General features: G+C 62.9%; 13 protein-coding genes. 10 read left to right on the top strand and 3 right to left on the bottom strand.

Features of this window, described 5'->3' with window-relative positions; translation table 11 throughout:
• Positions 1-8 precede the first annotated feature (8 nt).
• From icmH to FHW58_RS04715, 6 genes are all read left to right on the top strand, one after another.
• Complete coding sequence (icmH, locus tag FHW58_RS04740; RefSeq protein ID WP_179671892.1) at positions 9-773, top strand: type IVB secretion system protein IcmH/DotU; 765 nt, start codon at positions 9-11, stop codon at positions 771-773.
• Positions 774-3,566, top strand: coding sequence for a type VI secretion system Vgr family protein (locus FHW58_RS04735; RefSeq protein ID WP_179671891.1), 2,793 nt, complete (start codon positions 774-776; stop codon positions 3,564-3,566).
• Between the two features lie 2 nt (positions 3,567-3,568).
• Entirely contained in the window at positions 3,569-4,999 is a 1,431-nt protein-coding gene (locus tag FHW58_RS04730) for a LysM peptidoglycan-binding domain-containing protein (protein WP_179671890.1), read from the top strand.
• Between the two features lie 3 nt (positions 5,000-5,002).
• Complete coding sequence (locus FHW58_RS04725; RefSeq protein WP_179671889.1) at positions 5,003-5,461, top strand: lysozyme inhibitor LprI family protein; 459 nt, start codon at positions 5,003-5,005, stop codon at positions 5,459-5,461.
• Positions 5,462-5,696: 235 nt separating this feature from the next.
• Positions 5,697-6,026 carry a hypothetical protein gene (locus tag FHW58_RS04720; RefSeq protein WP_179671888.1) on the top strand — a complete coding sequence of 110 codons (330 nt, stop codon included), beginning with the start codon at positions 5,697-5,699 and terminating at the stop codon, positions 6,024-6,026.
• Between the two features lie 124 nt (positions 6,027-6,150).
• Complete coding sequence (locus FHW58_RS04715) at positions 6,151-7,188, top strand: HAF repeat-containing protein (protein ID WP_179671887.1); 1,038 nt, start codon at positions 6,151-6,153, stop codon at positions 7,186-7,188.
• Between the two features lie 214 nt (positions 7,189-7,402).
• On the opposite strand, the gene FHW58_RS04710 is transcribed toward FHW58_RS04715, so the two are convergent.
• A complete protein-coding gene (locus FHW58_RS04710) occupies positions 7,403-8,053 on the bottom strand; it encodes a CoA transferase subunit B (protein ID WP_179671886.1) in 651 nt (216 codons plus the stop codon).
• Between the two features lie 19 nt (positions 8,054-8,072).
• Positions 8,073-8,774: a CoA transferase subunit A gene (locus FHW58_RS04705; protein WP_179671885.1), complete on the bottom strand. Its 702-nt coding sequence runs from the start codon at positions 8,772-8,774 to the stop codon at positions 8,073-8,075.
• Positions 8,775-8,899: 125 nt separating this feature from the next.
• Between FHW58_RS04705 and FHW58_RS04700 the strand changes: the two genes are divergently transcribed.
• Positions 8,900-9,460, top strand: coding sequence for a PAS and helix-turn-helix domain-containing protein (locus FHW58_RS04700; RefSeq protein WP_179671884.1), 561 nt, complete (start codon positions 8,900-8,902; stop codon positions 9,458-9,460).
• 86 nt (positions 9,461-9,546) lie between these two features.
• Here the strand turns inward: FHW58_RS04700 and FHW58_RS04695 are convergent, their stop codons facing one another.
• Entirely contained in the window at positions 9,547-10,323 is a 777-nt protein-coding gene (locus FHW58_RS04695) for an SDR family oxidoreductase (protein ID WP_179671883.1), read from the bottom strand.
• A gap of 176 nt (positions 10,324-10,499) precedes the next feature.
• On the opposite strand from FHW58_RS04695, the gene FHW58_RS04690 reads away from it, so the two are divergent.
• The 3 genes from FHW58_RS04690 to FHW58_RS04680 all read left to right on the top strand — a co-directional run bounded on the left by FHW58_RS04690 (position 10,500) and on the right by FHW58_RS04680 (position 14,378).
• A complete protein-coding gene (locus FHW58_RS04690; RefSeq protein ID WP_179671882.1) occupies positions 10,500-12,176 on the top strand; it encodes an electron transfer flavoprotein-ubiquinone oxidoreductase in 1,677 nt (558 codons plus the stop codon).
• Positions 12,177-12,422: 246 nt separating this feature from the next.
• Positions 12,423-13,319 carry a flagellin gene (locus FHW58_RS04685; protein ID WP_179671881.1) on the top strand — a complete coding sequence of 299 codons (897 nt, stop codon included), beginning with the start codon at positions 12,423-12,425 and terminating at the stop codon, positions 13,317-13,319.
• Positions 13,320-13,484: 165 nt separating this feature from the next.
• Positions 13,485-14,378 (top strand): hypothetical protein, encoded by an 894-nt coding sequence (locus FHW58_RS04680; RefSeq protein WP_373996627.1) that lies wholly within the window; start codon positions 13,485-13,487, stop codon positions 14,376-14,378.
• Positions 14,379-14,457: the final 79 nt, after the last annotated feature.

The raw sequence follows: 14,457 nt of genomic DNA, 5'->3' as shown, positions 1-14,457 counted from the left end.
AGAGCACCATGAATACCGTAACCGCTCCTTCCCTGATGGGCGCCGCGCCGGCGCCAGCGGCCAGCACCGCGCCGCAAACCCTGCTGGACCTGATGTATGACGGCTTCTACGCGCTGTTCATGCTGAAGAACGGCAACGGCCCGGCCGAAAACGCCGAATTCGCCAGCAAGATGACGCAGTTCCTCGACGACTTCGGCCGCGCCGCCCGCAAGCACGGCGCCTCGCCGGACGACATCGACGCCGCCAAGTACGCCTTCTGCGCGGCGGTGGACGAGATCATCCTGCGCTCGCCGTTCGCCATCCGCGACGCCTGGGAGCGCCGTCCGCTGCAACTGGTGCTGTTCGGCGAACAGCTGGCCGGCGAAAACTTCTTCCACCGGCTGGAAGCGCTGCGCGCGCGCGGCAGCGCCCACCTGCAGGCGCTGGAGGTATTCCACATGTGCCTGCTGCTCGGCTTCCAGGGCCGCTACATCCTCGAAGGCTCGGAAAAGCTGAACTACCTGACCGCGCGCCTGGGCGACGAAATCGCCCACATGAAAGGCAAGCGCGGCGGCTTTGCGCCGCACGCCGAGCGGCCGGACCAGATCGTCCACAAGCTGCGCAGCGACCTGCCGCTGTGGGTGTTGTGCTCGGTGTTCGGCCTGATCTGCGTGCTCGGCTACATCGGCCTGCGCACCTCGCTCGACCGCAACACCGAACACCAGGTGGCGGCCTATAACGACGTCGTCAAGCTGGCGCCGCGCCAGGCCAACCTGACCATTACGCTGCCGTAAATGGACATTGCATCACTCATCCCCTCGGCACTGGGGCTGTTTGGCACCGGACTGAGCCAGCACGCGCGGTTGATCACGCTGGCCAGCGCGCAGGACACGTCGCTGCCGGAAGCGCTGATGGCCGAGCGCTTCAGCGGCCGCGAGGGCGTCAACGAACTGTACGCGTTCGAGGTGGACGCGCTCAGCACCTCGACCGATCTCGACCTGAACCAGTTCATCGGCGAGGAACTGACGGTGACGCTGCTGCAGGCGGACGGCGCGCGCCGCGCCTGGCACGGCATCTGCACCGAGGCCGCGTGGCTGGGCGCCGACGGCGGCACGGCGCGCTACCGCCTGCTGCTGGAACCGGCGCTGGCGCTGCTGCGGCTGCGCCGCGACAGTTACATTTTCCAGGACAAGAACGTCCAGGACATCATCACCGAGCTGCTGGCCGACTACCCGCAACTGCGCTTCGAATTTGACGTCACCCAATCGCTGGCCACGCGCGCCATCTGCACCCAATACCGCGAGAGCGACCTGGAATTCTTCCAGCGCCTGCTGGCTTCGGAAGGATTGAACTGGCGCTTCGAACACGACCAGCCCGCCGACGACGCCACCGACGGCCAGGCAAAACACAAGCTGGTGATCTTCGACAGCCAGGCCAAAGCGCCCGACATGCCCGGCGGCGCCGACATCCGCTTCCACGGCGTGCGCGCCAGCGACAGCGCCGACGCCATCGACCAGTTTGCCGCGCGCCGGCAGGTGCGGGCCAACGCCGTCAGCATCAGCAGCTGGGATCCGGCGCAACTGATGGCGCCAGCGGCCGAACAACAATCGGCGCTGGACGCCGGCGAACTGCCATCGCTGCCGGTGTACGACGGCGCCGGCGAACGCATCGCCAGCGCCAGCGACACGGCCGACCAGCATAGCCAACTGATGCTGCAGGCGCTGGAACTGGATAACAAACTCTTCGATGGTGCCGGCGCGGCACGCCAACTGGCGCCCGGCCACGCCTTCGCGCTGACGCAGCACGAGCGCTACGCGGCCGACAACCGCTTCACCGTGCTATGGGTGCGGCACGAAGCGCGCAACAACTTCACGTCGCAGGTCAAGCAGGCGGCCAGCCTGATCGAGGCCGGCACCTACCGCAACAGCTTCGGCTGTGCGCGCGCAGCCGTGGCCATCGTGCCGCGCGCCATCGCCGCCCCGCAGGCCGCCACCGCGCTGGGACCGCAGACCGCCATCGTGGTCGGCGTACCGGACGCGGTGGCCACCAGCACCCGCGACCACCAGGTGCGCATCCAGTTCGCCTGGCAGCGCGGCCAGGGCGCCAATCCCGGCGGCATCGCCCACGACACCGACGCCAAGGGCAGCGCGCCCGGCGACGACAGCAGCGGCACCTGGGTGCGCGTGGCCGAGGCGCTCGCCGGTCCCAACTGGGGCACGCAATTCACGCCGCGCATCGGCACCGAGGTGCTGGTCGACTTCATCGACAACGACATGGACCGGCCGCTGGTGGTGGCGCAGCTGTACACCGGTTCGGACACGCCGCCCTACGCCGCCGGCGAGGATTCCGGCGCCAACCACGCCGGCACGCTGTCCGGCATCCACAGCAACAACTTCGACGGCGGCGGCTACAACCAATGGCAGCTGGATGACACGCCAGGCCAGGTGCGCATGCGGCTGGCCACCAGCACCGCCGCCACCCAGCTCAACCTCGGCTACCTGATCGCGCAAGCGCCCGGCTCGGCACAACGCGGTGCATATCGCGGCTCGGGCTTCGAACTGCGCACCGACGCCTGGGCCGTGGTGCGCGGCGGCGACGGCGTGCTGCTGACCACCAGCGCCCGCCCCGCGCAGGGCGCTGGCGTCACCTCGACGCAAATGGACGCGGCAGAAGCGGTGCGCGCGCTGAAGGCGGCGCACGAGTTGGGCAAGACGCTGGCCGACGCCGCCACCCGCCAGCAGGCGCTGACCAGCGCCAGCGCCGCCAACGCCCAGCAGGAACTGCTGTCGCGCATCGATCCCAAGGACAAAGGCAAGCACGACGGCGCGGTCAACGGCCAGGAAGCCAGCAAGGCGCAGCCCGGCGCACGCACGCTGGACGCGGCGCAGCCGGTGGAGAAGTTTGCCGATCCGCTGGTGCTGATGGACGCCCCGGCCAGCATCAACTGGGCCACGCCGGCTTCGACCGTGCTGTTCGCCGGCGAACAGCTGCACTGGACCACGCAAGGCGATATGCACATCACGGCGGCGCACACGTTGTCGTCGGTCGCCGCCCACGCCGCCGGCTACTTCAGCCACAGCGGCGGCATCCAGGCGATCGCCGCCAACGGCCCGGTATCGCTGCAGGCGCATACCGACCAGCTGGAGATCTTGGCGGACAAGGCGGTCAAGGTCATCTCGGTCAACGACAGCATCGAGATCAAGGCCAACCAGAAGATCGTGCTGCAGGCTGGTCAGTCGTCGATCACGCTGGAAGGCGGCGACATTACGTTCGCCTGTCCTGGCAACTTCACCGTCAAGGGGGCGCAGCACGTGTTTGATGGCGGTAGCGACACCTACACCAGTACACCGCCCTTGCCTGCAGACCTGCTCCCAATACCTGTATTGCCGATCGATAAACCCAAAGCCTCGCAGGTCATCGTACTCACCGATCTCGATGGTCACTTATTGAAAAACCGTCCATATCGTATCTGGATGAAGGATGGCACCTTCATGGAAGGCACAACCGACAAGAACGGGTGCTCAGAACTGCTGACATCAAAAATGGCAACTGTCGCCGAAATTCAAATTCTTAAACGTATTAGCTGAATATGCCTACACACAAAGTCAGGGATGGAGAAAGCATCTCGTCCATCGCGAAACTATTTCATGTGGATAAAGCGTCACTGATCGAGGCGAACCATATCAAGGACCCGGACAGAATCCACACGGGACAAGTGTTAACCATCCCCAAAAAGCGCGAACAACAAGCGCCTCCAGCTGTCACGCCTCCTGCAAAACCCTCACCCGCACCTGCAGCACGTGAAAAGTCACTTTCGGAGCAGGTGGACGAGGCCATGCTTCATGCAAGAGAACTCAGTCTGCAATGGATTGAAAACCTGCTGCAGAAACTGCGTACCGACGAAGCCAATGAACGGGTGCAAAAAGAGGAGAAAGCTGATGTTCCGAAGGACACAAAACCCCCGGAGCATAAGCAGACGCCACCTGCGAAAAAAGGTAGCCGTAGCACACGACAGCTGAGCGATGTAAAGGAGAATTTAAAGGAGAGGTTGGGAAAGGAAGCCCACGTCGTTCAGTTCGGCGGCGTAAAATTGACTGACAACGAGAAAAAACAGATCGTCGCGGCAGTAGCGGTTTGCGAAATGAATGCGGATGGGTTTGGCAGCATTAACACCGACCAAGAGTTCGTTGGCCGCAAATATGGCAAAAAAGGAATAGGCGGTTTAACCTATTCACGCATCGTGCACATCGGTCTGTCTTATGGGGTTATTCAGTACACCCAGGATAGCGGTAGTCTGGGTGACCTGCTGGTCAAAATGAAAGCCAAGAACGGGGCGAAATTTACTGAGGTATTTGGTGGGGGCGACTCGGCGATAGCGGACAGTTTGATCACCTTGACCACAACAGGGCGTGCCGATTTGGCCAACAACGCCACCATCCCGATGTCGGGACAGGCGTATTGGAATTCCATCCGACGCAAACCAGAAGGCAAGGAGTTAGCCAGACTGGCCAACGGCCCTACACAATCAGACTTACCAGTGTCGCGCGAAATTCGCGGTAAACGCGTGCAACCGATTCCTGCTCAAAAAGGCGCAACGGCGACAGACCTCTGGACTGGCACGTGGAAAGAGCGTTTTCTGGCTGCCGGAAAAGTACTGGACTTCCAGGAAGTTCAGCTGGACTTTGCAGTGGAGCGCTATTTCAATCCGCTCCTGCAACTTGCCAAAACCAATAACGTGCGTTCCGCATTAGGATTAGCGTTTTTGGCTGCATGCAATATTCGAGGCGGCGTGGGACAAAAGCTGTCGCGCCTCCTGTACAGCGTTGCCGATGAACTCAAGGTACAAAGGCCATTCAAGTCCTCAGAAGACGAACGAAAGTGCTTGGACGCCATTGCCGCTGCAAAAGGTAAGATAGGTGACACGGAGGTACACGAAGATGAGTCGCGGCGCGTTAAGTTATTGATTAAAGATGAACTTGGCTTTTTGGCTGAGGACTTGTATGACACATCAACTTACTGAATCATGAAAAAATTTCTGAATATACTTGTATTGTTGTTTTGCTGCTCATCCATTCTGGCTTTCGCAGAATGCAAGAACGATTGCGTATTAAAAAATCGCTCGCAAGATCAAGATTGCAAGCTCGACAATACTCCTCTTAGTCGTTGCGAAAATTACGCGGCATACGTGAAGGAGGATAAAAAACTCAACAAGGAATACAAAGAGCTAATTAAAGTGTTGTCCAAAGAAGATGTTGCCGATCTGCGTAAAACACAAAGGAGCTGGCTAGACTGGCGGCTGGAAAAATGTGAAGAAGTTGATCAGAATGCCAATTGCGACAACGGCGTCTGCGCGGGAGTTGCCCACGATGAATGTATTGTATCTTTACTCACACAGCGCGCTAATGAGCTAAACAAGTTCCGACAAAATGTGACGGGGGCTAGGTCCAGTCGTTTTGCCTTCTCAAAAAAATACGATTACTAGCATGGCGTGTGGCTGTACCGAGCAGCGGTGCTGGACATCGATCCGGCGAATTTCGATTCGGGTCTCCGGTTGCCTGTCAGACTGCCGCCGTTGGCAGGTTACCGGTTTATTCGGTATTAGTAAGAATGATGATAAAGAAAATTCTGCTTTTAGTTGCTGCCGCGAGCGGCTTCGCACGTGCTGCACCGCGTCCGCCGAGGAGGCACTGCGGGCGCAGCTGTCCGGCCCTGCGGCGGTGGAAGGCTGGAGACTGATCGACACTTTACTGTGCGCGCCCAAGTCGGCGGCCAGCAAGGCCTATATCGCCAGCCACGCGGTCCGCAAGATCAACTATCAGTCGTCTGGCACTGGGGAAGAGCAGGAAGAAGCCTGCTCAATCCCGGTCACGAAGGACGTCATCAATGCCTTGCTGGCGGCATGGGAAGCATGGAATGCCACGGTGCAAGCCAGCCCGGCAGAAATCCAGCTCAGCTATTATCCGAACGAAGCCTGCATCCACAGCCGCACGCTGGAACTGGTCAAGGGTAAATGGCGGATCACCGCCATGGGCTCGGCCTGCGACTAGACCGCGCTGTCCGAAAACGAACAACGCGGACGTTCATTTCCGCACACCTTCGCGCGCCTCAGCCATAATTGGCCGTGGCACAAGACTTGCAGTTCCCTTAGCGATCAATCAACAAGGAGACATCATGCATGAGCTACCCCTGGGCGCGCGCGGCACCGAAGCCAGCATCGCCGTCGATATCAACGCACGTGGCCAGATGGCTGGCATCATCGAGGACGAGTACGGGCACCAGCGCGCCATCCTGTTTGACAAGCGTCCGGTGGAACTGGGCACGCTGGGCGGCAGCGAGGGTTTCACCAGGGGCATCAACGCCAACGGCGACGTGGTCGGGACGGCGCAAAATGCCGCCGGATACTGGCGCGCCTTCGTGGTCCGTCACGGCCAGCGCATGCAGGACGTCGGCACGCTGGGTGGCAACAGCAGCTACGGCGCGGCGATCAACAACGCCGGCCAGGTGGCCGGCTTTTCGGATACCAGCGACGGCTATTACCGCGCCTTCGTCAGCGGCGGCGACGGCGCGCTGCGCGACCTCGGCACGCTGGGCGGCAAGATCAGCTACGCGGCCGGCATCAATAATCAAGGCGCGGTGGTTGGCACGGCCGCCCGCGCCGACGGCTACCGTCATGCCTTCCTGACCGAACCGGGCGGCAGCATGCAGGATCTCGGCACGCTGGGCGGACGGATCAGCAGCGCCAGCGCCATCAACGATAACGGCGTGGTGGTCGGCGCGTCGGAAATGCCGGATCGCCGCTGGCATGCTTTTATGTGGAACAAGGGCAAGATGGTCGACCTTGGTGCGCTGATCGGCTATGGCGATAGTTACGCCACCGCCGTCAACCAGGCTGGCCATGTGGTGGGCAGCATCCGCGTCGGCGATGAACGCCGCTCTTTTGTCTACCGAGACGGCAAGATGACGGTCCATCGCGGCGGCTACGGCCTGTATCTGGTCAACGCCATCAACGACCAGGAACTGGTGATCGGCGCTTACAGCGTCGGCAACAAGTTTAACGCCGCCACCATGGTCTCCAGCCAGCCGGCGGTGGTCACGCACGGCGGCCAGGATTTGCTGGGCCTGATCGCCTTGGTGTTGCTGGCGGCCACCGGCGTGGTGGCGTACCGCCGCCGCTACCGTGGCATCGCCTTGCGGACAACGATGGGCTAGCAGGCCTTACCGCGGTCGCTACAGAAGCGGACGTCGCTTTCCATGCCAGCGCCGCAGTGCTTGCATACCGGAAGCGCCGCCATGACCGCTGGCGCCGGCCTGTGCCCACCCAGCAGTTCTACCGTTTCCAGCGCGGCCTGGCCGGCAAGCACTTTGCCGATCAGCGCCATGTTGTGCGCTCGAGATCCTGCTGCGACGATGGCGCCACACTAAGTTAAAGCGTCGAGAAGTCCAGCTTGACGCCAGTGGCGGCCTGGATCTGCTCCTTGCTGACGCCCGGCGCCAGTTCGGTCACCTTCAGGCCGTGGTCGGTCACTTCCATCACGCCGAGGTCGGTGATGACCAGGTCCACCACGCCGACGCCGGTCAGCGGCAGGTCGCACTTCGGCAGCAGCTTGTGGGACGTCGAGCCGTCCTTGGCGGTGGCCACGTGCTCCATCAGCACCACCACTTTCTTGACGCCGGCCACCAGGTCCATCGCGCCGCCCATGCCCTTGACCATTTTGCCAGGGATCATCCAGTTGGCCAGGTCGCCCTGTTCCGACACCTGCATCGCGCCCAGGATGGCCAGGTTGATCTTGCCGCCGCGGATCATGCCGAACGAGTCGGCCGAGCTGAAGTAGGCCGCGCCCGGCAGCGCCGTCACGGTCTGCTTGCCAGCGTTGATCAGGTCGGCGTCGATTTCGGCTTCGGTCGGGAATGGGCCGATGCCCAGCAAGCCGTTTTCCGACTGCAGGAATACTTCGATGCCGCTCGGCACGTAGTTGGCCACCAGCGTCGGCAGGCCGATGCCGAGGTTGACGTAGAAACCGTCCTGCAGTTCCTTGGCCGCGCGCGCGGCCATTTCATCACGAGTCCATGCCATGTTCTATCTCCGATGTTCTTTAGTTGGCGGCGCGGATGGTGCGCTGCTCGATGCGTTTTTCCGGCGTGGCGTTGACCACGATGCGGTGCACATAGATGCTTGGCAGGTGTACCTGGTCGGGATCGATCTCGCCGGTTTCCACCAGCTGTTCGACCTCGACGATGCAGACCTTGCCGGCCATGGCGGCGTTGGGGTTGAAGTTGCGGGCGGTCTTGCGGAACACCAGGTTGCCGGCCTTGTCGGCCTTCCAGGCCTTGACCAGCGCCACGTCGGCCACCAGCGCGCGCTCCATCACGTACTGCTCGCCGTCGAACTCGCGGATTTCCTTGCCGTCAGCAACAATGGTGCCGACGCCGGTTTTGGTGAAGAAGGCCGGGATGCCGGCGCCGCCGGCGCGCAGCTTTTCGGCCAGCGTGCCCTGCGGCGTGAATTCCAGTTCCAGCTCGCCGGCCAGGTACTGGCGCGCAAACTCCTTGTTTTCGCCCACGTAGGAAGCGATCATCTTTTTAATCTGGCGGGTTTCCAGCAACTGGCCAAGGCCGAAACCGTCGACGCCGGCGTTGTTGGAGATGGCGGTCAGGCCGGTGACGCCGGAATCGCGCAGCGCGCCGATCAGCGCCTCGGGGATGCCGCACAGGCCGAAGCCGCCGACGGCGATGGTCTGGCCGTTCTGGACCACGCCGTTCAGCGCGGCAGCGGCGTCGGGATAGATCTTGTTCATGGTGTCCCTTTAATGATTTATGTTGCGTGTGCCTTGCCAACGTTGTTAAATACGTTAGCGATGCGGCGATCCAGCATAGAATACGCCCACCGAAAGTTCAATACCGTAGAAATACCTGCTCATCCATGCACGCTCAGCCGATTATTGATTACGAATCGATTTTCCTCCATGCGCCGGTAGGCATGTGCATCTCGGAAAACCGCACCATCCAGACCTGCAACGCCGCGCTGGCCGAGATGTTCGGCTACACCCGCGAGCAGTTGGAAGGCCTGTCCTTCCTGGCGCTGTACCCGACCATGGACGAGTTCCTGCGCACCGGCGACCGCATCATTCCCATCATGAACGCCAAGGGCCGCTATTCCGACGAGCGCATCATGCGCCGCGCCGATGGCGAGCTGTTCTGGTGCCACGTCACCGGCCACGCGATGCGCGCCGACGCCCCGCTCGGCGCCGGCATCTGGACCTTCGAGGACGTCAGCGAAAAACGCCCGGTCACCGCCGAGCTGACGCCGCGCGAGCGCGAAATCGCCGCCCTGCTGGTCGAGGGCAAGACCAGCAAGACCATCGCCCGCCAGGTCGACCTCAGCCCGCGCACGGTGGAAATGCACCGGGCGCGGCTGATGCGCAAGTTTTCCGCCTCCACCTCGTCCGAGCTGGTGCACAAGCTGGTCGGCGTGCAGCTTTAGCCCGTCGTCCCGGCGCAAGCCGGGCCCCATGCCGAGTGTAATGGTCCGCGCGCTCGGCATGGATACCGGCTTGCGCCGGCATGACGTCAGGTGGCGGTCATGCCGTCGTCGGCCGAGATGATGGCGCCGTTGATGAAGTTGGAATCCTCGCCGGCCAGCAGCAACAGCAGGCCGTCCAGGTCTTCCGGCTTGCCGGGCCGCTTGCGCGGCAGCATGCCGATCAGCTTCTGGCCCTGCTCGCTGGCGAAATACTCCTCGTTGATCTCGGTCGAAATATAGCCGGGGCAGATGGCGTTGGTGTTGATGCCGTACTTGCCCCACTCCACCGCCATGGCCTTGGTCATCTGCACCACGCCGGCCTTGCTCATGCAGTACACGCCGATCTGCGGCAGCACGCGCAGCCCGGCCACCGAGGCGATGTTGATGATGCGGTGCTGCTTGGCCGGATCGCCCTTGGCGCGCGCGATCATGCGCTTGGCGGTTTCCTGCGCCACGAAAAAGGCGCCGCGCAGGTTGGTGTCCATGACGAAGGCGTAGTCTTCCGGCGTCACGTCCACCAGCCGCTGGGTGGTCGACACGCCGGAGTTGTTGACCAGGATGTCGATCGGGCCGGCCTCGGTCTCGGCATGGGCGATGGCTGATTTGATGCTGGCGTAGTCGGTCACGTCGAGGCTGACCACGTGGGCGGCGCCGCCGTCGGCCTCGATTTCGGCGCGCAGCTCCTTCAGGCGCTCGGTGCGGCGCGAGGCCAGCACCACCTGCGCGCCGGCCTGGGCCAGCACCTTGGCGAAGCGCGCCCCCAGTCCGCTGGAGGCGCCGGTGATCAGCGCGATTTTCCCTTCAAAGTTGACTTCTATGCCCACGGTGACTCCTTTTGTTCCGGACGGTGTTTAACCGTAATCATTACACAAAAAGCCAGTATTAGATTGCGGTGTCTAATAATGTCGCGGACAATGGCGCCACAATTGCAATCCGGACGAAAAAAAGGCACACTCGTGCTAAATTTCTTCCTTTATCAAAACCACTATAACAATAGACCATGACACAGCCTCAAACCCTAGTAGAACAGTACGGCCCACGCGATGCGATGGAGTATGACGTCGTGATCGTCGGCGGCGGCCCGGCAGGCTTGTCGGCGGCAATCAAGATCAAACAGCTGGCCGCCGAAAAAGGCCAGGAAGTGTCGGTCGTCGTGCTGGAAAAAGGCGGCGAACTGGGCGCGCACATCCTGTCCGGCGCGGTGATGGATCCGAAGGCGCTGACCGAGCTGATCCCCGACTGGAAGGAAAAAGGCGCGCCGCTCAACACCCCGGTGACCGAGGACCGCGTGCTGTTCCTGACCGAAACCGGCTCCTTCAAAACGCCCAACATGCTGCTGCCGAAGTGCTTTGAAAACCACGGCAACTACGTGATCTCGCTGGGTAACGTGGTGCGCTGGCTGGGGCAGCAGGCCGAGGCGCTGGGGGTGGAGATCTTCCCCGGCTTCGCCGCCGCCGAGATCCTGTACCACGACGATGGCTCGGTCAAGGGCATCGCCACCGGCAACATGGGCGTCAGGCGCGACGGCGAGCCGGGCCCGGAATTCCAGCTGGGCATGGAACTGCACGGCAAGTACACGCTGTTCGCCGAGGGTTCGCGCGGCCACCTGGGCAAGCAGCTGATGGCCAAATACGACCTGAACAAGGGCAAGGATCCGCAGTCGTACGGCATCGGCATCAAGGAACTGTGGGAAATCGATCCGGCCAAGCACCAGCCCGGCCTGGTGATCCACACCACCGGCTGGCCGCTGGACAGCAAGACCTATGGCGGCTCGTTCCTGTATCACCTGGAAAACAACCAGGTGGTGGTCGGCTACGTGGTCGGCCTGAACTACGCCAATCCTTACCTGTCGCCGTACGAGGAATTCCAGCGCTACAAGACCCACCCGGAAATCCGCACCTTCCTCGAAGGCGGCAAGCGCATCTCGTACGGCGCCCGCGCCATCACCGCCGGCGGTCTGCAATCGCTGCCGAAACTGGTGTTCCCGGGCGGCGCGCTGATCGGCTGCGACGCCGGCTTCCTCAACATGAGCCGCATCAAGGGCTCGCACGCCGCCATCAAGTCCGGCATGCTGGCCGCCGACGCGGTGTTCGCGGCGCTGGGCGCCGGCCGCCAGGGCGACGAGCTGGCCGCCTACCCGGCCGCGTTCGAGCAATCGTGGCTGCACGAGGAACTGCACGTGGCGCGCAACGTCAAGCCGTGGCTGAACAAGGGCCTGTACCTGGGTTCGCTGATGACCGGCATCGACCAGATCGTGTTCCGCGGCAAGGCGCCGTGGACGCTGCGCCACGCGCACGCCGACCATGAGTGCCTGAAGCCGGCCTCGCAGTTCACGCCGATCAATTATCCCAAGCCGGATGGCAAGCTGACCTTCGACCGCCTGTCGTCGGTGTTCATTTCCAACACCAACCACGCCGAGGACCAGCCGATCCACCTGACGCTGAAGAACCCGAGCGTGCCGGTGGACGTCAACCTGGCCCAGTACGCCGGGCCGGAACAGCGCTACTGCCCGGCCGGCGTGTACGAATTCGTCAAGAATGACGACGGCAGCGACCGCCTGCAGATCAACGCCCAGAACTGCGTCCACTGCAAGACCTGCGACATCAAGGATCCGACCCAGAACATCGTCTGGGTGACGCCGGAGGGCGGCGGCGGACCCAACTATCCGAATATGTAAAAAAGCAACAACCAGAAAACAGCGCGGCCGGCCAGCCGCGCTGTTTTTATTTGATTCCAGCCAGCAATCGGCCCATAATCGGCCGGTGGGAACGACGGTAAACCGCGGCTTCCAGCCCGGTTACAAATTATTTTCAATAAATTTCCGCGAAGCATTTAATGTCCTTCCAGCTACGGTCGTCTTGTACTTGGGAGAGCGCAAAAGATTCGTTGCTCCGAACTGAATCCACCTACCAGGAGTTATTTCATGCTGAGCCTTCACACCAATTCCGCGGCCCTTTCCGCACAGAACTCGATCTCGCGCACCCAGTCGGCGCTGTCGACTTCGCAGACCCGCCTGAGCACCGGCTTCCGTGTCAATTCGGCAATGGACGACGCTGCAGGCCTGCAAATCGCTACCCGTCTGAAATACCAGACCAGCGGCATGACCGTTGCAATGCGTAACACCCAGAACTCGATCTCGCTGATGCAGACCGCCGAAGGCGCGCTGGACGAGACCACCAACATCCTGGTGCGCATGAAGGATCTGGCCACCCAGGCTGCCGACGGCTCGTCGAACGACGCCGACCGCACCTCGATGCAGGCTGAATTCGACGCCCTGACCAACGAACTGACCAACATCGTTGGCAACACCACCTTCGGCGGCCAGAAGCTGTTCAACACCGACACCACCGCCGGCACCTCGACCTTCCAGAACGCCAGCCTGACCTTCCAGATCGGCGCCTCGACCGGCGAAACCCTGAAGTTCGACCTGACCACCCAGGTCAGCGCCATGCAAAGCGCCATCGGTGCCGCCGCCACCAACTTCACCACCACCGGCGTGGCTGGCACCACCCCAGGCAGCGAACTGTCGACCTCGGCAGCTTCGGCCAACTCCTTCATCGACCTGCTGGCCAGCGCGATCGACTCCGTGTCGGTGGTGCGCTCCAACCTGGGTGCGACCTCGAACCGTCTGGACCACGTGTACAACAACCTGGCCAACGTCTCGACCAACACCAAGGCCGCCGAAGGCCGCATCATGGACACCGACTTCGCCGCCGAATCGTCGAACATGACCTCGCAGCAGATGCTGCTGCAGGCCGGCACCGCGATGCTGAAGCAGTCGAACAGCACCTCGTCGCTGGTTATGTCCCTGCTGCAGTAATAATCGTAGTAGTATCCGGATACGCAAGTATCCGGATGACCAAGGGCCAACCGCGTACTTTCCGGTTGGCTTTTTTTATACCCGCAAGACTGGACACCCCGCCTGATGGCCTTAGACCGCATCGGACCAACGCTGCGCCCGCTTGGCGTTCCGGACCGGCAACCCGTGCAGCCGGCAAGCCCGGTCGCGCCCGCGCCCGGCGCGCAGCCGGTCGATCTCGACTTCCCGATCGGCCCGCTGCTGCCCGGCACCGCGGGCCCGGCCGGCGCCGCCCCGGTGGACGCCATACCGGACGGCCACGACAGCCGCGCGCTGCCGCCCGGCGGCCTGGAGGCGCTGGCCGATGCGCTGGCCGACGTGCCCAAGGCCAGCGACCCGGCCGCCATGCGCCCCAACCAGGTCTTCCTGTCGCGCCAGCTGGTCTGGCAGCCGCCCGACATCGCCATGATGGCCGCCTCGTGGCAGGTCATGGTACGCACCTACAGCGAGCAGCGCGCCGCCTGGCTGGAACAGACCACCGGCCGCCACCTGCCCGCCAGCCTGTTCATGAGCGACCAGATTCCGGCCGGCAGCCGCGATGGCCGCCCCGGCCTGCCGCTGCTGACCGAGATGGAGCCGTGGCGCTTTGCCGTCTACGCCTGGGGCGACCGCCGGCTGGTGCTGCGGGTGGTGGTGATTGACGAAGACGAATACGAACGCAACCGCCGCAAGCGCGCGCGCGCCGCGCTGCGGCTGGAGCTGGTGCTGCCGGAAGTGGGCCGCGTGGTGATCCAGCTGGAACCGGCCAGCGGCGCCGGCGTGGTGATGGAGGTCGGCGCCGCCCAGACCGCCGCCATGCAGCACATGCGCGAGATCCTGCCGCAGCTGGCCGCCACCGTCAGCCGCCTCGGCCTGACCATCCTGCGCTGCCGCCTGCGGCGCGAGCTGCCGCCGTCCAGCGGCGAGCATCCCTACCCCAGCCGCATGCAGACGGCCGGCCTGAGCGCGCAGCTGTTCCACGCGATGGCGGCGGTCGCCACGCTGCTGTCGCAACCGGCCGTGCCCGACGACATGCAATGAGGCCGGTTTTCGCGCCGCGCCCTAGCCAGACAGAAGGCCGCTCAGTTATGATCGGCTGAGCCAGATCCACTCTCCAATT

The sequence above is a fragment of the Duganella sp. 1224 genome, assembly GCF_013408245.1.
Lineage (GTDB): Bacteria > Pseudomonadota > Gammaproteobacteria > Burkholderiales > Burkholderiaceae_D > Rugamonas.
This window is presented reverse-complemented; position numbering and strand designations above follow the sequence as displayed.